Below are 21,063 nucleotides of genomic sequence, written 5' to 3' on the forward strand. Positions count from 1 at the left end.
TCCTAGCATTCGTGACGTGCACCGGACGCCCCGCTGCGCTGTAGGGCTGACTGATATTTGCACATATGCGCAGGAAAATCATTAAAAAGTGTCGAAAACATCGGCATTGCAATATATTTGTCACGAAATCCGCACAAACCGGAAACAAAGGGCGTCTGCTCACGGGTGCGCATTCGGAGCGTGCGCACAGGAAGCCCTTTGCTACACTTTTCTTCGCCGGGCCACAGTAACCCCGGGCTCCAAAATTAGCCGCTTAGAGCGGCCCTGCGTCGTGAGGCGTTCTCTGTGGCTCGGCTTTTCTTCTGTCCGGGCACAACGCTACGAACAACACCACGGTTTCTGAATGCCGACCAATCCCTTTGCGCAAGGGCACCGAATCACCCACCAGTGAAAGCAACCGACGAAAACCATTGCCGGTCCGCATCCACTCACTGATGATTCGCTGCTGAACCTGAAAACTGCGATGAAGGAGCACAGGAACCTGTCATGCTTGTCCTTATGTCTCGTGAAGCTGATGTCGGCGCAACCCCTGAAGAAGCGGGTGTGTCCGCCGCGACCCCACAAGATTTACTCGAGCGTGTCGCCACTGGTGACCAGACCGCGTTTAGCGCGCTCTACGACCAGATGGCCCCCCGAGTTTTCGGACTCGTCAAGAGGCTCCTGCGCGACCATTCACAGTCCGAAGAAGTGACGCAAGAGATCTTCTTAGAGATTTGGCAAACCGCAACCCGTTTCGATTCGAACCGGGGCGCTGCGGTTAGCTGGATTCTCACCATGGCTCACCGCCGAACTGTTGACCGTGTGCGTGCATCACAGTCGTCCCGCGACCGTGACGTTCGTATCGGTATCCGTGATCACAACCCGGACTACGATCACGTTTCAGAAACCATAGAGGTCCGACTCGAACACGAAAGGGTAGAGAAGGCCATGTCCCGACTGACTGAACTCCAGCGCCAAGCTGTCTCCCTGGCGTATTACGGCGGCTATAGCCACAGTGAGGTGGCGACCATGCTCAAGGTTCCTGTCGGCACTGTCAAAACCCGACTACGCGATGGAATGATCCGCTTACGCGACGAAATGGGGGTGGCATCATGAACGACCGTAACGACGACCTCGCCGCCCAGTCTGGCGCCTACGCTCTCAATGCGTTAAGCCCCGAAGAACGCGAAGCATTCGAGAAACACCTGGCCTCATCCAGCGAAACTCGCACCGAAACCACTGAACTCTCTGACACAGCAGTAGCGCTCGGCCTGGCCGTTGACCCGGTCACGCCGCCGCCCGCGCTCAAGAACAACCTCATGGCGCTGATTGCGCAGACTCCGCAGTTGCCGCGCGAAGCCGACGTTGTTGCAGAAAGCGACGCCAACAGTGTGGATGCCGCATCTGCGCCACTCGCACACGTCACGCCGTTGGCGGCTTCGGCTGCGCTCGCGGCTGACGACTCGGCGGAGCAGTCAAGCACCGCGCCTGCTGCCCCGGCAACTCCCGCGGAGACCAAGGCTCAGGCCCGCTGGTTCACGCGTCCGGCTACGGCGCTCGCCGCAGTGGCTGCCGCTGTGGCGCTCATTGTTGCGGGTGGTGTGGTGGCTGATTCCATCGGTCGCTCAAGCATTGAGCAGTCCACTTTTGCGTCGCAGCAGGCTGACCAGCTTGCGGCAATTAACGCGGCGAGTGATTCGCAGCGGCTGGTTTCGACTGTGACGGGCGGCGCGACGGCTACCTTCGTGTGGTCGAGTGAACTCGCATCATCCGCAGTGATTGTGGATGGTCTTGAAGCGCTGCCCGCTGATCAGGTTTACGAACTCTGGTACATCGATGACTCTGGCGCTCGGCCGGCGGGTCTCATGGATGCCGCTGACGATGGTCCCACCTGGCGCGTGCTTGATGGCGAGTTGGGTGCCGGCGATATCATCGGTGTCACGATCGAACCAAAGGGCGGCTCGGATGCACCAACCACCGATCCCATCGTTGTCTTCGAGAGCGCGTAAACTGTTGCTGAGTCGCTAACGCAGGCTGGCTCGCCCACGCAGCTGGCTCGCGTCACTCGCGAACTGTCGCACTCAGAGGAGCAATCATGATCGGCAGGGGAACCCAAGTTCTCCGGGCGCTGATCGTCGCTGCCTTCTCGGTCTTTGTTGCCGCAGCCGCTCACGTTTTTGGTGGCGGCAGCATGCCCAGCTGGGTTGCTCTCGTTCTCGCTCTTACGTTCGCGGCGCTCATCAGCATTCCGCTCATCGGAAAGCGGATGTCGCTTCCGCGCGTCGTCGTGGCGGTCACGATTGCTCAAACGCTCTTCCACACCGTGTTCGCGGTTATCGGCAATCCGGGCAACGTCGTGGCTCAGTCCAGCGGACACCACGACCTCGCGTTCACGGTCCTCGCTGGGTCGATTAACCATGGCTCGCACGGTGCGGGGGCGATGACCGCAGGGCACATTGTTGCCGGCATCATCACGATTGTGGCGCTGCGCCAGGGCGTGACCGCACTCAGTTCGATTGCCGCGAGTGCTAGCCGCCACCTTCGTCACTTGTTCTCGACTCAGGTTGTTCCGGTTGTCATCCGTCGCACGGTTGTTGCTAGCGCTGTCTGCCGCGACGAGATTGTGGCAACGCTTCAGTTATTACGTTCCGTTGTGAGCCGCAGAGGGCCACCGACCGTCAGCGCGGTCTTCTCCTAATTCCCTCTGCAGCGTGATGGTTTTGTGCCATCCCTGTGCGGTTGCGCGAACACGCCCCTGGCAGGCAGTGTGTGCCTCCGCGATAACAACGGAAAGCTGACTAACTCAGATGACGTTTGTGCGAACTAGTGCGCGCGTAGTCGGGGGAGTGGCTCTTGCTGCTCTGCTCGTATTCGCGATGCCTCTGACGGCTTTTGCCCACGATCAAATCATTGGGCAAATTCCGAATGAGAACGAAGTGCTTGAGGTTGCCCCGAGCAAGATCAGTCTCGAATTCACGGGCGATCTCATGGACATCACGCAACTTGCCATGGTGGTGGATGCCGACGGCACCGACTGGGTCAGTGGGCCCATGCAGGTGACAGATCGCGCCGCCATCCAGCCTCTGCTGCCTGACATGCCCGAGGGCAGCTATCAGGTGCGGTGGCGTGTGGTGTCGAGCGATGGCCACCCGATTTCGGGAAGTTTTGAATTCGCGGTTGGTCAGGAGACGCCGGGGGCAACTTTCGGCCTCGAAGAAGAAGCCTCGGAGCAAGAAGACACCGCAGCCTCAGCAACAGACAACTCGACATCGAGCATGAGTCCGCTTGTTGTCGCCAGCCTCATCGGTGCCGGTAGCGGCATCGTCCTTTTTGCCGGAGTCATCGCAGCGCGATGGTTCTGGATTAGACGAAAGAAGTAATACAGAAATGATCCGCACCAAAAAATCCTTCAGCCTCATCGCCGTTCTCGCGGCAGGAGCGCTTGCTCTCGCCGGATGCTCGACCACAGCATCCACCGATGGCGACGACAGCATGGAGTCGACCGCCACTACTCTCACGACGTCCGACACGTGGGTCAAGGCAATCGACAGCGGCATGACGGCCGCGTTCGGCATGGTTGAAAACCCCACCGATCACGACATCACGATCGTGTCGGCGACCACGAGTGCCTCAGATATGACGGAACTCCACGAGACGCTGGAGAACGAATCGGGCGACATGGTCATGCAGCCGATCGAGGGTGGCTTCACCATTCCGGCTGGCGGAATGCTCATGCTTGAGCCCGGCGGAAACCACATCATGATCATGGGTGTCGCTGACCCGATTCTTGCGGGAGACGACGTCACTGTCACCCTCACGCTCGATGATGGCAGCACGCTCGAGTTCACGGCTCCGGCCAAGGACTACTCCGGCGCCAACGAGAACTACGAAGGCGATGACGACATGGACCTGGACAACGGCGACATGGGCCACGATGACACGGAGATGGACGAATAATTGTCTGAACCAGTAGAGCCTGACACTTCGCGTCGGCTCTCGCGGCGGCACCTCCTCTGGGGCGGTGCCGCTGCGGCGGGTGTCGGCGCGGCAACAGCAGCCGGAGTGAGCATCGTTGGCGGCATTGCGGGTTCGGTCGCGCCGCCGAGCTCTGGTGCTGCCACGACTGCGGACTTCACCCCGCAGGAAGCCTTCGAGGGCGCTGTGCCGTTCTACGGCACCCACCAGGCTGGCATCGAAACGCCAGCCCAGTCCAACGCCGTCTTTGTTTCGCTCGACCTGCGCGACGATGTCGACGCTTCTGGGTTGCGTCGCCTCATGAGCGTCGTGACGGATGACGCGGCTCGCCTCACGGCGGGGCAGCCTGCTCTGGCGGACTCCGAGCCTGAGCTCGCCGTCATCCCGGCGCAACTCACGGTCACCTTCGGGTTCGGACCTCGCGTTGTCGAGCTGGCAGGCAAAGCCGCGCCCGCGTGGCTCGGCCCGCTTCCGGCGTTCGGCATCGACAAGCTCGATCCGGCCTATTGCGATGGTGATCTCCTGATACAGATCGCCGCTAACGACCCTCTGACGGTCACTCACGCTGCGCGAATGCTGCTCAAGGATGCTCGGAGCTTTGCTCTGCCGCGGTGGTCGCAGAGCGGCTTCCGTCGCGCGGCGGGAGCCGAGAATCCCGCCGCCACGATGCGCAACCTCTTCGGTCAGCTCGATGGCACGGGCAACCCTTCGCCCGGCACCACCGAGTTCAGCGAGGCAGTCTGGAGCACAGACGTTCCTTCGTGGCTGGAGGGTGGCACGAGTTTCGTGTTGCGCCGTATCGCCATGGATCTCGATGGCTGGGACAAGATCGACCGCCTCGGCCGCGAGGAGACCATCGGTCGCACCCTCGACACCGGTGCGCCCCTCACCGGCACCGTTGAGGGTGACGAACCCGACTTGGAGACCAAAGACAGACTGGGTTTCCCCGTCATCCCCGCTTTCGCCCATGTTCGTCGGGCCAAAGAGAACGAGGCAGCAACCAAGATGTTCCGTCGTGGCTACAACTACGACGACACGGTGCTGACGGGCGCCGAGAGCGTCTCCAACTCGGGGCTGCTCTTCGCGGCATTCCAAGCGGATGTCGATACGCAGTTTGTCCCCGTGCAGAAGGCTCTCGACACGCTCGACCTGCTCAACACGTGGACCACGCCCGTCGGGTCAGCAGTGTTCGCTATTCCGCCGGGATGCCAGGAGGGCGGCTACATCGGGGACACCCTCTTCTAGAGCGTGCGAGTACAACAGAACGGCCCCCGGCCAGCTGGCGCGGGGGCTGTTCTGTTGTGCTCAGGCGGCTCGTTAGCCGAACTTGCCCGAGACGTAGTCTTCGGTTGCCTGCACGCTAGGGTTCGAGAAGATCGTGGTGGTGTCGTCGTACTCGATGAGCTTGCCAGGAGCGCCGGTGCCGGCAATGTTGAAGAAAGCGGTGCGGTCAGAGACTCGGGCGGCCTGCTGCATGTTGTGGGTCACGATCACGATCGTGTAGTCCTGCTTGAGTTCCTCGATGAGGTCTTCAATGGCCAGAGTCGAGATGGGGTCGAGGGCCGAGCACGGCTCATCCATCAACACGACGTCGGGCTTGACAGCGATGGCGCGCGCGATGCAGAGTCGCTGCTGCTGTCCACCAGAAAGGCCAGAGCCGGGCTTGTCGAGACGATCCTTTACCTCTTGCCACAGGTTTGCGCCGATGAGGGACTGCTCGACGAGGTCGTCGGCGTCACTCTTGCTCATGCGGGAGTTGTTGAGCTTCACACCAGCAATCACGTTGTCGCGAATCGACATCGTGGGGAACGGGTTGGGGCGCTGGAAGACCATGCCCACTTGGCGGCGAACGCTGACGGGGTCAACACCGGGCGCGTAGAGGTTGTTGCCGTCAATGAGCACTTCACCCTCAACGTACGCACCGGGAATCACCTCGTGCATACGGTTCAGGGTGCGCAGAAACGTTGATTTGCCGCAACCGGACGGGCCGATGAAGGCGGTGACGGTGCGGGGCTCAATGGTGAGTGATACTCCTTCTACAGCGCGAAACTTGCTGTAGTAGACGTTGAGATCATTGACTTCGATGCGCTTAGACACGAGTGGGGGTTCCTTCGGTTATCGACCGGTCTTGGGGGCGAAGATCTTGGCGATGATGCGTGCCAGGAGGTTCAGTGCCATCACGATCAGGATGAGGGTGAGTGCTCCAGCCCACGCCCGATCGATGTAGGCCTGGGCGTCGGTGCCCTGAGAAATGTAGGAGCTGTACACGAATACGGGCAAGCTCTGCATCCGGTCGCTGAACAGCGAGTAGTTGAAGTTGTTGGTGAAGCCAGCGGCAACCAGCAGCGGGGCAGTTTCACCGATGACGCGGGCGATGGAGAGCATCACACCGGTCGTGATTCCGGCGATGGATGTCGGCAGCACAACCTTCAGAATGGTCAGCCACTTGGGCACGCCGAGTGCAAACGCGGCCTCACGCAGTTCGTTGGGTACGAGTCGCAGCATTTCTTCGCTCGAGCGCACGACCACGGGGATCATGAGCACCGACAGGGCGACTGCTCCGGCGATTCCGACGCGAACGCCGGGGCCAAAAATGAGCACGATGAGCGAGTAGGCGAAGAGACCAGCGACGATCGAGGGGATGCCGGTCATGACATCCACGAAGAAGGTGATCGCTTGGGCAAGACGACCGCGACCGTATTCGACGAGGTAGATCGAGGTCATGAGGCCGATGGGCACCGAGATGATGCTTGCCGCGAGCGTCATTTGCAGGGTGCCGATGATGGCGTGGGCTGCACCGCCACCTTCTCCGACAACGTTGCGCAGCGAGAGTGTGAAGAAGTCGAGGTCGAAGCGGGCAGCGCCGTTGATCGCCACGGTGTAGAGCAGCGAGATGAGCGGCAGGAGCGCGATAACGAACGCGAGCGTCACCAGAGTCGTCACAAGGCGGTCTGTGGCGCGACGGTGGCCTTCAACGAGCCGTGAGACGGTCACGAGCACGATGCCGTAGAGCACGACGCCCAAAAGCACGGCGCCGACGACGTTGAATTCGGCTGCATCCTGGCCTGCTTGAACGAACAGGAAGATGATGACGAAAGTGGCAAGGCTGCTGATCAGGATGAGCAGAGGAGCCCAGCGGGGCAGTTGCCCGGCGGCGTAGGCGTTCTCGATGGGGCGCGCGGGTGTGGTGGTAGTCATCAGTTCGCTCCCGAGAATTCCTTGCGGCGGTTGACGATGTAGCGCGCTATCGTGTTGACGATCAGCGTGATGGCGAACAGAATCAGGCCTGTTGCGATCAGTACGTTCACATTGAGTCCGTAGGCCTCGGGGAAGCTCAGTGCGATGTTGGCGGCGATTGTCGACGGGTTAGTCGAGCTGATCACGTTGAAGGTGATGACGTTGGAGGCCGAAAGCACCATCGCAACAGCCATGGTTTCGCCGAGGGCCCGACCGAGGCCGAGCATTGCTCCCGAGACGATGCCGGCGCGACCGAAGGGAAGCACCGCGATTTTGATCATTTCCCAGCGCGTGGCACCGAGGGCGAGTGCAGCTTCTTCGTGCAGCACGGGGGTCTGGAGAAAGACTTCGCGACAGATGGCGGTGATGATCGGCAGGATCATCACGGCGAGCACGATGGATGCGGTGAGGATCGTGCGGCCGGTGCCCGAGGCAGGGCCGGCGAAGAAGGGGATCCAGCTGAGGTTATCGGCAAGCCACGCGTAGGCGGGCTGCACTCCGACGGCGAGAACGTTGCCGCCCCAGAGGCCGAAGACGACTGAGGGCACTGCGGCAAGCAAGTCGATGATGTAGCCGAGGGTCGCTGCCAGCGGTCGCGGTGCGTAGTGCGAGATGAAGAGCGCAATTCCGATGGCGATCGGCACGGCCATGATGAGAGCGAGGCCAGCTGACCAGAGCGTTCCGAAGACGAGAGGGCCGACATACGACCAGAAGTTCGTTCCTTCAAGGAGCGTCGTCTTTTCGGGATCCGCGGTGATTCCAGGAACTCCCTGAATAACGAGGAAGGCAGCGACGGCGGCGAGAATCGCGAGGATGAGCGCGCCAGCGGTGAGGGCCGTACCTGAGAAGAGGCGGTCTCCGGGGCGCTGTTTCGCGCGAATACGGGCGGCCGCAGTCGAGGTCATGTGTCGAGTATCCCTTATCCGTGGCTTGGCTTAGTGCGTGATCTGTACTGCGTGGTGCTGACGGGGACTGCGCGGTGCGCCGGGCCCAGTGCAAAGTCTGCCCGACCCCGCTGCCGGTAGCAACGGGGTCGAAGCAGACTCGAGGTGTTACTTGATGGCGTCTACTGCAGCCTGAGCCTTCTCGAACAGAGTCGAGGAGATCGGAGCTGAACCAGCGGACTCTGCGGCAGTTGCCTGGCCTTCGTCGCTGATGATGTAGGACATGTAGGCCTTCACCAGATCAACGTTGTCGCTTGACGCGTACTCGTTGCAACCGATGAGGTAGCTGATCAGAACGACCGGGTAGACACCCGATGCGTCAGATGCGCGGTCGATCTCTACGGCGAAGTCGGTCTCGCCGCGGCCTTCTGCGAAGGGCGATGCGTCAACGATTGCTGCTGCAGCCTCTGGCGAGTACGGTACGTACTCGTCGCCGACCTTGACGGCAACGATTCCGAGGTCACCGGCGCGCGAGGCGTCGGCGTAGCCGATGGTTCCGGTTCCGTTGGTTACTGCGTCAACGAGACCAGAGGTCTGAGGAGCGCCCTCGCCACCGAACTCGGTTGGCCACGTTTCGATCGATCCGACGGTCCAGACCGAGGAAGCTGCAGCCGACAGGTAGTCGGTGAAGTTCGCGGTCGTTCCCGAGTCATCAGCGCGGTGAACTGCGGTGATGCCGAGGTCGGGGAGGTCTACGCCATCGTTCTGGGAGACGATTGCATCGTCACTCCAGTTGGTGATTTCACCCGTGAAGATGCCGGCGATCGTGTCAGCGTCGAGGTTGAGCGAGTCAATGCCGTCGATGTTGAAGATGATCGCGATGGGGGAGATGTAGGCAGGGATCTCGAGGATGCCGGTGCCGGGAACGCAGGATGCGAAGTTGTCTTCGTCAATCTCTTCGCTCTTGAATGCGCGGTCGGATCCAGCGAACTGGCTTCCGCCACCGATGAACGTGTCGCGTCCTCCACCAGAACCGATGGGGTCGTACTCAACAGTGACGTTCTCGTTTGCCGTCTGGAATCCAGCAACCCAGGCCTCCTGGGCTGACTGCTGCGACGAAGCTCCGGCGCCAACGAGGGTGCCAGTGAGGTCGGACATGTTCTCGTCGCTGCTGCCGGTTTCGGCTGCTGTTGCGCAGGAGGAGAGGAGGATCGTGCCTGCGATAGCAATGGCACCGATGGTGCCAAGACGCTTGAAGTTCACAGTTTTCCCTTCGGAATGTTGATTACAGGTTTCAGGTCGGTGCGACCCAAATAGAAAACTTAGGCACGGCAGGTAGCCACCTTTGCCCGGTTAGGTAAACGGGAGGTAAACGCCGAATCAACATGAGAAGGGTGAGCCCCGGTTTTGCGGGGATGACGTGGGGGGAGTGGCTGGAAATTACTTCATCGCGGCTACGGCGGCCAACGCTTTCTCGTAGAGCGAGTCCGAGATGGGGGCCGAACCGGCGGAGGCGGCAGCAGCCTGCTGGCCTTCCGGACTGATCACGTAATTGAGGTAGCCCGTGATGACATCCAGCCGGTCGGTGGAAGCATATTCGTTGCAGGCGATGAGGTAACTGATGAGCACTACCGGGTACACGCCGCTGGCGGTGGATGCTCGGTCGATGTCGACCGCAAAGTCTGTGTCGCCACGGCCTTCCCCAAACGGTGAGACATCGACGATCGCTGCGGCTGCTTCTGCCGAGTAGGAGACGTACTCGTCACCGACCTTGACGGCGACGGTGCCGAGGTCGCCGGCGCGCGAGGCATCGGCGTAGCCAATCGTGCCGGTGCCGTTGGTGACAGCATCCACAACACCGGATGTTTGCGGTGCCGCTTCACCGCCGAACTCGAGCGGCCATTTCTCGATTGAGCCACTTGTCCAGGCGTCGGGTGCTGCGCCAGAGAGGTAGTCGGTGAAGTTGGCGGTGGTGCCCGAGTCATCGGCGCGGTGTACGGCGGTGATGTTCAGGCTGGGCAGTTCAACGGTGGGATTTTGCTCGGTGATGGCCGCGTCATCCCACTGATCGATCTCGCCCGTAAAGATGCCAGCGATGGTCTCGGCGTCGAGGTTAAGCGAGTCGATCCCCTCGAGGTTGAAGATGATGGCAATCGGTGAAATATAGGCAGGGATTTCAAGGATGCCGGTGCCGGGCACGCACGAAACGAAGTCGGCTTCAGCGATTTCTTCGACCTTGAATGCACGGTCTGATGCCGCGAACACTGCGCCACCACCAATGAAGGTGTCGCGTCCTCCTCCGGAGCCGATGGGGTCGTATTCGACCGTTGCCGCCACGTTGGCGAGCTGGAAACCTCGAACCCATGCCTCTTGCGCTGCCTGCTGTGACGAGGCGCCGGCGCCGATTATGGTGCCGGAGGGGCCAGACGCGTCGCTAAGGTCGGTGGGTACACACCCGGTGAGTGCGAGTGCGCTGGTCATCGCGATGATGCTGACGGTGCCGAGGCGGGTGAACTTCACTGGGGTCCCTTCGAGAAAATGACGTGCACGTCATTCTCTCGCGAATTCCTTAGTAATTCACCGCCCGGCAACCTTGAGGGGCTGCAGGGTGGGCAGGCTTGACTTAGGACTCGTGGGTCTCCACCGCTACGAGGCGCGGTTTTTTGGAATCGCGGGCAAAGTGCAGCACCGAAAAATCACCGGTGTTGAGCAGGGCCGCTGCGCGCAACTGGGAGTCGGGCTTTGCCTGGGCGGCTTCGGCGAGCGCCCCCACGATCTGTGGCAATACGGGCCCGTGACTACACAGCACCGCCGTCTGCTGCTTCTTGAGTCGCTTGGCGACGAGAGCGGTCACCGCTTTGCCGTTGCTTGCGTAGGCGTCTTGGCTCAGATCATCGGTCGCTTTGATCTCGAGTTCAGTGCGCTGCGCGAGCGGGGTGATTGTGGCGAGGCAGCGTGCTGCGGTGCTGCTCAGGATGCGGTCGGGGGCGAAGGCAGCAATGCTCCCGGCGATGGTGGCAGCCTGGTCTGTTCCGCGGTGCATGAGCGGGCGGGTGGCATCCGGTCCGTCCCAGGTTTCCCCGGGAACGGCTTTGCCGTGGCGAACGGCGATCATCGCAAAGGTGCGCGCGTTACCGGCGTCGTAGACAGCCGCGAAGCGATCGAGAATGTCAATGTCGTGGGCGTAGCTGACCTTTTTGCGTGCTTTTGCCAGCGATAACCATTCGAGCGAGGAGATTTCGCCGTTGGGGGTGAACTTGGCGCGCTCAAGAATGTGGTCGTTCACTTCGGCAGCCCAGTAGTGCACATACTTGTCGCGGCCGTTGGCGAGCGTGTAATGCACGTTGCCGAGTGGCACCCCGAGATCGACGCTCAACCCGGTCTCTTCTAAGATCTCGCGCACAGCGGTCTCCGGCAGCATCTCACCAGGGTCGAGTTTGCCCTTGGGCAGCGAGACGTCCTTATGAACGGTGCGATGCACGAGCAACACTCGCGGTTTGCCGTCGACGACGCGCCAGCAGACTATGCCTGCGGCGAGGACCGGAGTGTTCGCGGCGCTCACCGGCGAGACCCTCCTCGTTTGCGCTGCGTTATTCGCTTCATAAGAACATTCTGCATGTCATTGAGGGGTTCACCGGTCTCTGAGCGGCCGTGGCGCACCCAATCGCCTGCCGCATCGAGCCACCACGAGGAGGTCTCTTCGTCGACGGCGAGGTCGAACATGTACTCGAGTTCCGCGATGTCGTCGGGTTCGACGATGCGCACAAGGGCTTCAACGCGACGGTCGAGGTTGCGGTGCATCATGTCAGAACTGCCGATGTACACCTGAGGGTCTCCGCTGTTGTGGAACGCAAATACTCGCGAGTGCTCCAAGTAGCGACCGAGGACCGAGCGCACCCGAATGTTTTCGCTGAGGCCGGGAACTCCCGCCCGCAGGGAACAAATCCCGCGCACCACGATGTCGATCGGAACGCCAGCATTGCTCGCCCGGTAGAGCGCGTCAATGATCGCCTCATCCACCATCGAGTTCAATTTGATGCGGATGCCTGATGGCAGGCCTTCGCGAGCGTTGGCGGCTTCGTTCTCAATCTGCTTGATGAGGCCCTTGCGCAGATGGCGCGGAGCCACCAGAAGCCGCTTGAACTTCTTCTCGATCGCGTAGCCCGAGAGCTCGTTGAAGAGTCTCGTGAGGTCTTTTCCGACTTGATCGTCGGCCGTGAGCAGCCCCAGGTCTTCATAGAGGCGGCTGGTCTTCGGGTTGTAGTTTCCCGTGCCGATGTGGGCGTAGTGACGAAGCTTGCCCTCTTCTTGGCGCACCACGAGCGCGAGCTTGCAGTGGGTTTTGAGGCCGACGAGTCCGTACACGACGTGCACTCCGGCTTTCTCTAGCTTGCGAGCCCACGAGATGTTCGCGGTCTCGTCGAAGCGCGCCTTGATCTCGACAAGCGCCAGAACCGCTTTCCCGGCCTCCGCAGCGTCAATGAGCGCCTCGACGATGGGGCTGTCACCACTGGTGCGATACAACGTCTGCTTGATGGCCAGCACGTTGGGGTCAGCGGCAGCCTGCTCGAGAAACGCCTGAACACTCGTGGAGAACGACTCGTAGGGGTGGTGCAGCAGGATGTCTTTGCGTGCGATCGCCCGGAAGATGTCCGCCCGCTCATTGCCCTCGGTCGGCATGAGGCTGCGACTCGTGATCGGCACGTGGCGCGGATACTTCAGCTTGGGGCGGTCGATGCCGGCGAGCTGAAAGAGTCCGCTGAGATTCAGTGGTGCCGGAAGGCGATAGACCTCTTGCTCGGTGATCTTGAGCTCGCGAACGAGCAAGCCGAGCGTGACGTCATCCATGTCGTCGGTGATTTCGAGCCGGATGGGCGGCCCAAAGCGACGGTTGAGAATCTGCTTCTCGAGCGACTTGATGAGATTCTCCGACTCATCTTCGTCAACGTTGACATCTTCGTTGCGGGTAACGCGAAACTCGTGGTGCGCCAGAATCTCCATACCGGGGAACAGGGCGCCCAGGTGATTGGAGATCAGATCTTCGAGCGGGATGTAGCGCAGCTGGTCGCTGCCATCATCCGGCAATTGGATGAAGCGCGGCAGAACGCTCGGCACTTTCAGGCGCGCGAACTCTTCTTTTTGGGTCTTCGGGTTACGCACTCGAATCGACAGGTTGAGCGAGAGCCCCGAAATGTAGGGGAACGGATGCGCGGGGTCGACCGCCAGCGGCATCAGCACGGGAAAAATCTGATTGGAGAAGATGTCGTGAACGCGCTCGCGGTCTTCCGGCCCGAGATCGGCCCACGTTTCGATATGGATGCCCTCGGAATCCAGTGCAGGCTTCACACTGTTGCGAAACTCGGCAGCGTGGCGCTCTTGCAGGGCGTGGGCGGCAGCACTCAGTTCTTCGAGAACCTCTGCCGGCGCCCGGCCGGTGTTGCTTGGCACGGCAAGCCCCGTGTCGATACGGCGCTTGAGGCCAGCAACGCGCACCATGAAAAACTCATCGAGGTTGCTCGCAAAGATGGCCAAGAAGTTGGCGCGTTCGAGCAGGGGCAGAGACTCGTCTTCGGCTAGTTCGAGCACGCGCTGGTTGAAGGCTAGCCAGCTCAATTCCCGATCAAGGTAGCGATCGTAAATCAGCGTTCCATCATCAACACTCGACGACTCGTCATTGTCGTACTCGTCAAGCGAGTCCGTTGCAGAGCTCGGGTCGACGATCGCGGTCTCGTTGTCCATCCCCTCATCCTGCCACTGAGTGATGAACAACTGATTAACTCCGCCCACACTGGGAGGCAGTTGATAGCGCTTTGCTAGACAGCGATACTTTGCTGATCGATGTCGGCGGTGGAACTAGTTACTACATCTACGGCGGGGGCTTTTTCTATCTCTTCCGCGATATTGAAGCAGTAACCAACGTTGCGTACGGTGCCGATGAGCGATTCGAGATCCCCGAGCTTGGCGCGCAAGCGACGCACGTGCACGTCTACCGTGCGGGTTCCACCGAAGTAGTCGTAACCCCAAACTTCGCTCAAGAGCTGCTCACGCGTGAAAACATGCGAGGGGTGTGAGGCCAAGAAGCGCAGCAATTCGAACTCTTTGAAGGTGAGGTCGAGAGAGCGGTCGCGCGCCTTCGCCGAGTAGCTGGCTTCGTCGATGACGATTCCGGATGCGCGAATCTTCGAGGCGGAACTCTCACCTTCGCGGCGGGCCAGTGCCAACCGGATGCGAGCATCCACTTCGGCTGGTCCGGCGCCTGCAACGAGGAAGTCGTCGATATGCCACTGGTGATTGACGGCCGCCAGGCCGCCGTCGGTGACAATGGCGAACAACGGAACTGCAATCCCGCTGGAGTTGAGCACGTTGCACAGCCCTTTGGCTGCCGCAAGATTTGTGGTCGCGTCGACCATGATGAGGTCTGTCGTTGGGGCGGCAACAAGAGTTGCAGGCGCAGCAACGACCACCTCCACCGTATGGCTGAGCAATCCCAGGGCTGGGAGTGGTTCAACGTCGGGCGCAGAGCTAAGCATCAAGATGTGTGCCATATGGCCTCCCCACTGCGTGAAAGGAATTCTACCGCGTGCTTGCGCTCTCCCCTGACGGGGCCCGGCTTCGCACATTCGTCGATACGATGGGGAGCATGACTTGGCAAAAGTGGAGCGTCGTGCCCGTATGGGCGTTAAGCCTTATTGGTGCCGTCATTGTTGGTGTCTTCGAGGCACCGGAGCTGCGAGTGACGTGGCTGGCGATTGTGCTGGCGGCCTGCGTAATCCTTACTTTCGTTATCCAGTTGATAATTCACCGTAAAGAGGGATTCGTGGCGCGAGCCACCGCCAGCATGGTTGGCGCGCTTGGCATCGTCGCGGCCTCTACCGCGATTTTCGCTCTGATTTAGTGCGGTTCGGCTGCACAGGGATAGGATTAGTACATGCTTCTCGCACTTGAGCTCTTCTTCGTTGGCCTTCTTGGTCTCGCGACGCTGTCAATCGGCTACGTGTCGGTTGTCGTTGTCTACAACCTCTTTCGCGGCCAGCGCTAACCGCGCCGCATCGTGATTGAGCTAGACACCTCCGGCCCCGCTGAACTCGCGCCACTTTCGTGGCTCGTTGGACTGTGGGAAGGCACTGGCATCGTCGACTATAAGTTCGGCGAAGAGTCACGCAGCGTCGAATTTGGGCAGCGCATCAGCTTCACTCACGACGGTCTTCCGCACCTCAACTACAACTCGTACACGTGGTTGCTTGACGACAAGCAAACTCCGCACGTCACCGAAACCGGGTACTGGCGACTTCGCCGTCCCGCCACCGAGGGAGACCCCGGTCCCGGCCTGTTGCCCGCGATCGGCGAACGACCCTACGGCACGGCTGACGACGTCGAAACGCTGCGCACAGCCGACGGCGGCTTTGAAATCGAAGTATCGATCGTGCATCCAAGTGGCATCAACGAGTTTTATATCGGCGAAGTGAAAGGGCCACGCATCGATCTGGCTACCGACGCCGTGATGCGCACCGAAAGCGCCAAAGAGTACACGGCAGCTACTCGCATGTACGGCCTCGTGGAAGGCCACTTGCTCTGGGCGTGGGATATTGCCGCGCTCGGCCAAGATCTCCGCACGCACGCTTCAGGAAGACTCGCTCGTGTCGAATAATTCCTTTGCGGCTCGGCCCGGTGCGGTCGGAACCCCTCCCGAGCATTACGGAAACCCGTTTGGCGAGCAACGCGCTCTTGTCGAGGGGCGTTCCATTGTCGAGCTTGCCGACCGCGCAGTCATCACGATCACCGGTCCCGACCGGCTCACGTGGCTCGATTCTCTGACGACACAGTCGCTCAAGGGGCTTCAGCCCGGAGAGAGCGCCGAAACGCTGTTGTTGAACCCCAACGGTCGCGTTGAGCACGCCATGCGCCTTGTTGACGATGGCGAGACCGTCTGGTTGCTTGTCGATGGCTCGCAACGCGAGGCGCTCGCCGCCTGGTTCGATCGCATGCGCTTCATGCTGCGCGTCGAAATTGCCGACCGCAGCGTCGACTTCATGACGATTGGCAGTTTCGGCACCTCGCTTGAGCTTCCCGTTGCCGTCTCGCGCGACACCGCACTTGACTGGCACGATCCGTGGGCAACCGTGACTCGTGGCGGGCACCAGTACTCCACAACTGATGCGCACCCGGCTGCCACCTGGAACTACCGTGAATCACTCGTCGCAGCCGACGCCGACCTCAGCGGTTTCGCCGCCGCAGGATCGCTCGCCGTCGACGCACTCCGCATTGCTGCCTGGCGCCCGGGCTACAGCTCCGAAGTCGACGACCGTACTATCCCGCACGAACTCGACTGGATGCGCTCCGCCGTGCACCTCAACAAGGGTTGCTACCGCGGGCAAGAGACAGTGGCCAAGGTGCACAACCTTGGGCACCCGCCTCGTCGCCTTGTGATGCTGCACCTCGACGGCTCTGAGGGCGCACTGCCCGAAGCGGGTGCCGAAGTGAAACTGGGCGAAAAGACTGTCGGCAGCGTCACCGCTTCCGCACGACACTTTGAGCTGGGACCCATCGCTCTCGCCGTGATCAAACGGGGAGTGAATGCCGCGGAGACTCTGGCTGTTGCCTCCGACATCGGTGAGATCGCCGCAGCGCAAGAAGTGATCGTTCCGCCTGACGCGGGTGCCGAAGCCAACGTGCCGCGCCTGCCTCGGCTCGGAGCCGTCACTCGCGGCTAGCACCATCCATTCGCTGTCCACAGTCCAGGCGACTCTGAACGTTCATTGCGAGTGACCTGTCATGGATGCACGTAACGTCGCTGTTCTCGGTACTCTTGAGATATGACTCACACCCTGATTTTGTTGCGCCACGGCAACTCCGAATGGAACCAAAAGAACCTCTTCACCGGATGGGTGGATGTCGGGCTCACCGATCAAGGCCGCACCGAAGCGAACCGCGCAGGCGAGCTCATCGCCGCGTTCGACAAGCAGCCTGACGTTCAGTACACCTCGCTGTTGAAGCGTGCGATCCACACCGCAAACATCGCGTTGCAGGTTGCTGACCTCGACTGGCTGCCCGTGAAGCGCTCATGGCGACTCAATGAACGCCACTACGGCGCTCTGCAAGGCAAAGACAAGGCGCAGACTCTCGAAGAGTTTGGCGAAGAGAAGTTCATGACCTGGCGCCGTAGCTTTGATGTACCGCCGCCCCCGCTCGACGACGATGCTGAGTACAGCCAGGTTCACGACCGCCGCTACGTCGGCATCGACGGCGAGATCCCTCGCACCGAGAGCCTCAAGCTCGTGATCGACCGCATGTTGCCCTACTGGGAGTCGGACATCACCAAGGACCTCGCCGCCGGCAAGACCGTGCTCGTCACTGCCCACGGCAACTCGCTGCGCGCGCTCGTGAAGCACCTCGATGGCATCTCGGATGACGACATCGCGAGCCTCAACATCCCGACCGGTATCCCGTTGGTGTACGAACTCGACGACAACTTCATGCCGATCAAGCCGGCCTACTACCTCGACCCCGAAGCAGCAGCAGCCGGTGCTGCCGCTGTTGCGTCGCAGGGCAAAAAGTAGCCTTCAGCCCACGCACGCTTAACGCACAAAGCCCCGACGAGAACGAATCTCGTCGGGGCTTTGTCGCGGAGTGACGGGGTTAGTCGTCTGTCGGAACCCAGTCGCCGGTAGCAAGGTACTGAACCTTCTTGGCGATGGAGACCGCGTGGTCTGCGAAGCGCTCGTGGTAGCGAGACGCCAGAGTGGCATCGACGGTATCAACCGCTGCGCCCTTCCACGTCTCACCGAGCACCTTGTCGAAGACGCTCAAGTGCAGCGCGTCGATCCTGTCGTCGTCGTTGCGAATCTCTTCAGCAACGCGCACGTCTTCATGCTTGAGCAGCTCGACCAGCTTGTTGGCAACCGCGACATCGAGTGCACCGAGTTCTGCGAAGGTTCCTCGCAGCGACTTCGGCACAACCTTGTCGGGGAAGCGGTAACGCGCAAGCTGAGCAATGTGCTCAGCCATGTCACCCATGCGCTCGAGTGAAGCGCTGATGCGCAGGGCGCTCACTACAATCCTCAAGTCGCGGGCGACTGGTTGTTGACGAGCGAGGATATTGATCGCAAGCTCATCGAGTTCGGCTGCCGCCGCATCAATCTGGTCGTCGTCTGCGATCACTGCTTCTGCCAGTGATACATCCGACTCATTAAATGCTTTTGTGGCGTTGTCGATCGACACCGCCACCAGGCTGGCAATTTCCACGAGGCGATCTTGCACCTCGCGTAGTTCTTGTTGAAATACTTCGCGCACGCTATCTACGTCCCTTCGATACGGGCATGACGAAGCCCGCACGGCTTAGGCCACCCTGCCCGCGTTAGGTTAACAGCAGGTGTTGGCGGCCTGAACTTTATCTGAAGTGAGCCCCCGTCGCGAACTTGCGGCAAGTGAACGCCTCAGATGTAACTAACCTAGTGGCTATGGACTCTGCGTGGCTCGTGCCGGCCGCCCTCGCTTTCGGGGTATTTCTTGGCAGCGGTATGTCCTTCATCATTTATGCGGCAGCTAAACGCGGTCAGCGGGCTGCCCACGTGGTGTCTTCTGCGGTGCCGGATGGCGTCGATCAGGTCATCGATGCGCTCGAATCCGCGGGTATCGTGCTCGATCCGTCGAACAACATCATGAAGGCGTCTAATGCGGCGCTGACCTACGGTCTCGTGTGGAATCACGCGCTCGTTCATCCCGAGCTCGTGGAGTTCGTCGACCAGGTTCGCCGCACTGGGGTGCCCATTGCGCAAGAAGTTCACCTTTCTCGTGGCCCCTTCGGCGACGCGAACATTTATCTTTTTGTTCGTGTTGCTCGCTTGGGCACGCGATACGTTTTACTGTTGGCCGAAGATCGAACCGAGTCGTACCGGCTGGACGACGTACGGCGCGACTTCGTTGCGAACATCAGCCACGAGCTGAAGACACCAATCGGCGCTGTTGGATTGCTGGCAGAAGCGCTCGTGAGCGCTTCTGATGAACCGGATCAAGTGAAGCGATTCGCAAAACGGCTCACCAAGGAGTCACATCGTCTCGCTCGCATCACGCAAGAGATCATCGAACTCTCACGACTGCAGTCTGCTGACGGGCTTGCCGAGGCGGCTCCTGTCGACATCGACACCGTCGTGTCAATCGCGATTGATCAGAACCGTGCGGTGGCGGAGTTCAACAAGGTCACGCTCGTGAGCGGCGGGCTGACCGGGTTCGAGACGTTCGGCGATGAAACCCTTCTTGTGCTCGCCCTTGACAACCTCATCTCCAATGCCGTGCAGTACTCGCCCGAGAACACTCGAGTCGGCATTGGGGTACGGCACCGTGATGGTGCCGTGGAAATTTCCGTCACTGACCAGGGTGTCGGAATTCCGGAAGAGGAACTCGACCGTGTCTTCGAACGCTTCTATCGCAGTGACCCCGCCCGCAGCAGGCACACGGGCGGTAGTGGACTTGGTCTCAGCATCGCTAAACACGTTGTGCAAAACCACGGTGGCGACATCCGTGTGTGGTCTCAGCTTGGCCACGGTTCAACTTTCACGATTCGACTGCCCGAGATCGATCCCGACGTAATCAACGCACCAGGAGAAAAACAATGACTCGCATTTTGATCGTCGAAGACGAACCGTCGTTGAGCGAGCCCCTTGCGTTTCTTCTTGAGCGCGAAGGCTACGAAACAACCATCGCCGAAGATGGACTTGCCGGCCTCGCGGAATTCGACCGCAATGGTGCCGATCTGATCCTGCTCGACCTCATGTTGCCTGGACTTGCCGGCACTGAGGTTTGTCGCGAGATTCGCACGCGTTCCAGCGTTCCGATCATCATGCTCACGGCCAAAGACAGCGAAGTGGATATCGTGGTCGGTCTCGAGCTGGGAGCGGACGACTACGTAACGAAGCCGTATTCGAGCCGCGAGCTCTTGGCCCGCATCCGTGCCGTTTCTCGCCGTCGTGCGGAAGACATCGACGACACCGATTCGGTTCTCGAAGCCGGCGGAGTGCGCATGGATGTCGAGCGCCACACGGTGTCGGTGGATGGCAAAGATGTCACTATGCCCCTGAAGGAATTTGAGCTGCTTGAGCTCTTGTTGCGCAACGGTGGACGCGTACTGACGCGTGGCCAGTTGATCGATCGAGTGTGGGGTGCTGATTACTTCGGCGACACGAAGACCCTTGATGTGCACATTAAGCGCATCCGCTCGAAGATCGAGACGACGCCATCGCAGCCGACGATGCTCGTGACGGTTCGAGGTCTCGGGTACCGCTTCGAAGACTAGAGATCAGCGGGGGTGCATGCCGGGCACGCTGAGCCGGTGTGCGCAGCTAGCTGCCCCTCTGTGTCGCTGGGGTGAACGAACGCTAGTGCGGGTTATTCGCCGAGCGCGCTTGCCGGAGCGAGGTCGCTGTAGATCGGGTTGTCGCCGGAGATGACCGGAACGAGAAGTTCTTGGCCGCCCTCGTCGCCGAACTGCATGTAGATCGGGAACAGCGCGCCAGCCTTGACGCCGGCATCGGTGATGACGATCGTGTCGCCGTCTACCTCGGTGCCGTAGGTTTTGACTGCGTTGGAGGTGATCGGCTTCGAGATGTCGATGCGCTCACCGTCGGCCGATTCGTACTGAAGGCGCAGGCTGCCGCTCGTGGTGGTCGTGTTGACGACCGTGATCATGAGGCTTACAGCGCTGTTGTCGTCGTTGCTGATGGCAAGAACGTTGCGCACCTTGACCTCGCCAACCTCGGCTCCGATGCCGTCGCTGGGGTCATAGTGGTTCAATGTCGCCGTAGGCGTGATGAACGAACAACCGGCGGTGCCCACTAAAAGAGCGCCGGCAATAAGGGCGGAGGCTGCAGCGCGTGCTGCGCGAGTGCGTACTGTCACAGATCCATACTATAGATAGCCGAGCCGAGGGGTTTACTTAGGCAAGCCTTACCATGTGTTTACTGTGATAAACTGGGTTTTCTTCGAGAGGACCACT

General features: G+C 60.6%; 22 protein-coding genes. 12 read left to right on the top strand and 10 right to left on the bottom strand.

The genetic code is table 11. The features are described from left to right. Positions 1-486 precede the first annotated feature (486 nt). The 6 genes from I6E73_RS04470 (at position 487) to I6E73_RS04495 (ending at position 5,199) form a co-directional block, all read left to right on the top strand. Complete coding sequence (locus I6E73_RS04470; protein WP_197123421.1) at positions 487-1,095, top strand: sigma-70 family RNA polymerase sigma factor; 609 nt, start codon at positions 487-489, stop codon at positions 1,093-1,095. After that, positions 1,092-1,988, top strand: coding sequence for an anti-sigma factor domain-containing protein (locus I6E73_RS04475; RefSeq protein WP_197123423.1), 897 nt, complete (start codon positions 1,092-1,094; stop codon positions 1,986-1,988). Before I6E73_RS04470 ends, I6E73_RS04475 begins: the two co-directional genes overlap by 4 nt. Before the next feature lie 86 nt (positions 1,989-2,074). Further along, complete coding sequence (locus I6E73_RS04480; protein ID WP_197123425.1) at positions 2,075-2,677, top strand: hypothetical protein; 603 nt, start codon at positions 2,075-2,077, stop codon at positions 2,675-2,677. Between the two features lie 109 nt (positions 2,678-2,786). Further along, on the top strand, positions 2,787-3,359 hold the full coding sequence (locus I6E73_RS04485) for a copper resistance protein CopC (protein ID WP_197123427.1): 573 nt from the start codon (positions 2,787-2,789) through the stop codon (positions 3,357-3,359). Between the two features lie 7 nt (positions 3,360-3,366). Next, on the top strand, positions 3,367-3,936 hold the full coding sequence (locus tag I6E73_RS04490) for a copper chaperone PCu(A)C (RefSeq protein WP_197123429.1): 570 nt from the start codon (positions 3,367-3,369) through the stop codon (positions 3,934-3,936). Next, complete coding sequence (locus tag I6E73_RS04495) at positions 3,937-5,199, top strand: Dyp-type peroxidase (protein WP_197123431.1); 1,263 nt, start codon at positions 3,937-3,939, stop codon at positions 5,197-5,199. 72 nt (positions 5,200-5,271) lie between these two features. Here I6E73_RS04495 and pstB read toward each other — a convergent pair whose 3' ends face one another. The 8 genes from pstB to I6E73_RS04535 all read right to left on the bottom strand — a co-directional run bounded on the left by pstB (position 5,272) and on the right by I6E73_RS04535 (position 14,620). Then, positions 5,272-6,051, bottom strand: coding sequence for a phosphate ABC transporter ATP-binding protein PstB (pstB, locus tag I6E73_RS04500; protein ID WP_197123331.1), 780 nt, complete (start codon positions 6,049-6,051; stop codon positions 5,272-5,274). Between the two features lie 18 nt (positions 6,052-6,069). Continuing rightward, positions 6,070-7,152, bottom strand: a complete 1,083-nt coding sequence (gene pstA / locus I6E73_RS04505) for a phosphate ABC transporter permease PstA (RefSeq protein WP_197123433.1) — start codon at positions 7,150-7,152, stop codon at positions 6,070-6,072. Then, positions 7,152-8,096, bottom strand: coding sequence for a phosphate ABC transporter permease subunit PstC (gene pstC, locus I6E73_RS04510; protein ID WP_197123435.1), 945 nt, complete (start codon positions 8,094-8,096; stop codon positions 7,152-7,154). The genes pstA and pstC overlap by 1 nt, the downstream gene beginning before the upstream one ends. A 147-nt stretch (positions 8,097-8,243) precedes the next feature. Beyond that, positions 8,244-9,338 carry a phosphate ABC transporter substrate-binding protein PstS gene (locus tag I6E73_RS04515; protein ID WP_197123437.1) on the bottom strand — a complete coding sequence of 365 codons (1,095 nt, stop codon included), beginning with the start codon at positions 9,336-9,338 and terminating at the stop codon, positions 8,244-8,246. A 177-nt stretch (positions 9,339-9,515) separates the two neighbouring features. Next, the gene (locus tag I6E73_RS04520) at positions 9,516-10,595 is read right to left on the bottom strand and encodes a phosphate ABC transporter substrate-binding protein PstS (protein ID WP_197123439.1); all 1,080 of its coding nucleotides are present in this window, start codon (positions 10,593-10,595) and stop codon (positions 9,516-9,518) included. Positions 10,596-10,698: 103 nt separating this feature from the next. Beyond that, on the bottom strand, positions 10,699-11,637 hold the full coding sequence (locus I6E73_RS14845; protein ID WP_197123441.1) for an NUDIX domain-containing protein: 939 nt from the start codon (positions 11,635-11,637) through the stop codon (positions 10,699-10,701). Next, positions 11,634-13,814, bottom strand: coding sequence for an RNA degradosome polyphosphate kinase (locus tag I6E73_RS04530; protein ID WP_197106320.1), 2,181 nt, complete (start codon positions 13,812-13,814; stop codon positions 11,634-11,636). The genes I6E73_RS14845 and I6E73_RS04530 overlap by 4 nt, the downstream gene beginning before the upstream one ends. A 74-nt stretch (positions 13,815-13,888) precedes the next feature. Beyond that, the gene (locus tag I6E73_RS04535; RefSeq protein WP_197123443.1) at positions 13,889-14,620 is read right to left on the bottom strand and encodes a response regulator transcription factor; all 732 of its coding nucleotides are present in this window, start codon (positions 14,618-14,620) and stop codon (positions 13,889-13,891) included. 95 nt (positions 14,621-14,715) lie between these two features. On the opposite strand from I6E73_RS04535, the gene I6E73_RS04540 reads away from it, so the two are divergent. The 4 genes from I6E73_RS04540 to I6E73_RS04555 all read left to right on the top strand — a co-directional run bounded on the left by I6E73_RS04540 (position 14,716) and on the right by I6E73_RS04555 (position 17,632). Next, entirely contained in the window at positions 14,716-14,970 is a 255-nt protein-coding gene (locus I6E73_RS04540; protein WP_197123445.1) for a hypothetical protein, read from the top strand. A 156-nt stretch (positions 14,971-15,126) separates the two neighbouring features. Continuing rightward, complete coding sequence (locus I6E73_RS04545; protein WP_197106317.1) at positions 15,127-15,723, top strand: FABP family protein; 597 nt, start codon at positions 15,127-15,129, stop codon at positions 15,721-15,723. Continuing rightward, positions 15,713-16,786, top strand: a complete 1,074-nt coding sequence (locus I6E73_RS04550) for a folate-binding protein YgfZ (RefSeq protein WP_197123447.1) — start codon at positions 15,713-15,715, stop codon at positions 16,784-16,786. The genes I6E73_RS04545 and I6E73_RS04550 overlap by 11 nt, the downstream gene beginning before the upstream one ends. A gap of 102 nt (positions 16,787-16,888) precedes the next feature. Next, entirely contained in the window at positions 16,889-17,632 is a 744-nt protein-coding gene (locus I6E73_RS04555; protein WP_197106315.1) for a phosphoglyceromutase, read from the top strand. A gap of 79 nt (positions 17,633-17,711) precedes the next feature. Here I6E73_RS04555 and phoU read toward each other — a convergent pair whose 3' ends face one another. Next, positions 17,712-18,365 carry a phosphate signaling complex protein PhoU gene (phoU, locus tag I6E73_RS04560; RefSeq protein ID WP_197123449.1) on the bottom strand — a complete coding sequence of 218 codons (654 nt, stop codon included), beginning with the start codon at positions 18,363-18,365 and terminating at the stop codon, positions 17,712-17,714. Positions 18,366-18,532: 167 nt separating this feature from the next. On the opposite strand from phoU, the gene I6E73_RS04565 reads away from it, so the two are divergent. Together I6E73_RS04565 and I6E73_RS04570 are read left to right on the top strand one after the other, a co-directional pair. Beyond that, the gene (locus I6E73_RS04565; protein WP_197123451.1) at positions 18,533-19,687 is read left to right on the top strand and encodes a cell wall metabolism sensor histidine kinase WalK; all 1,155 of its coding nucleotides are present in this window, start codon (positions 18,533-18,535) and stop codon (positions 19,685-19,687) included. Continuing rightward, on the top strand, positions 19,684-20,364 hold the full coding sequence (locus I6E73_RS04570; protein ID WP_197123453.1) for a response regulator transcription factor: 681 nt from the start codon (positions 19,684-19,686) through the stop codon (positions 20,362-20,364). The genes I6E73_RS04565 and I6E73_RS04570 overlap by 4 nt, the downstream gene beginning before the upstream one ends. Before the next feature lie 92 nt (positions 20,365-20,456). Here I6E73_RS04570 and I6E73_RS04575 read toward each other — a convergent pair whose 3' ends face one another. Continuing rightward, complete coding sequence (locus I6E73_RS04575; protein ID WP_197123455.1) at positions 20,457-20,966, bottom strand: hypothetical protein; 510 nt, start codon at positions 20,964-20,966, stop codon at positions 20,457-20,459. Between the last annotated feature and the right edge of the window lie 97 nt (positions 20,967-21,063).

The sequence above is a fragment of the Salinibacterium sp. SWN248 genome, from assembly GCF_015864575.1.
In the GTDB taxonomy this organism is placed as follows: Bacteria; Actinomycetota; Actinomycetes; order Actinomycetales; family Microbacteriaceae; genus Rhodoglobus.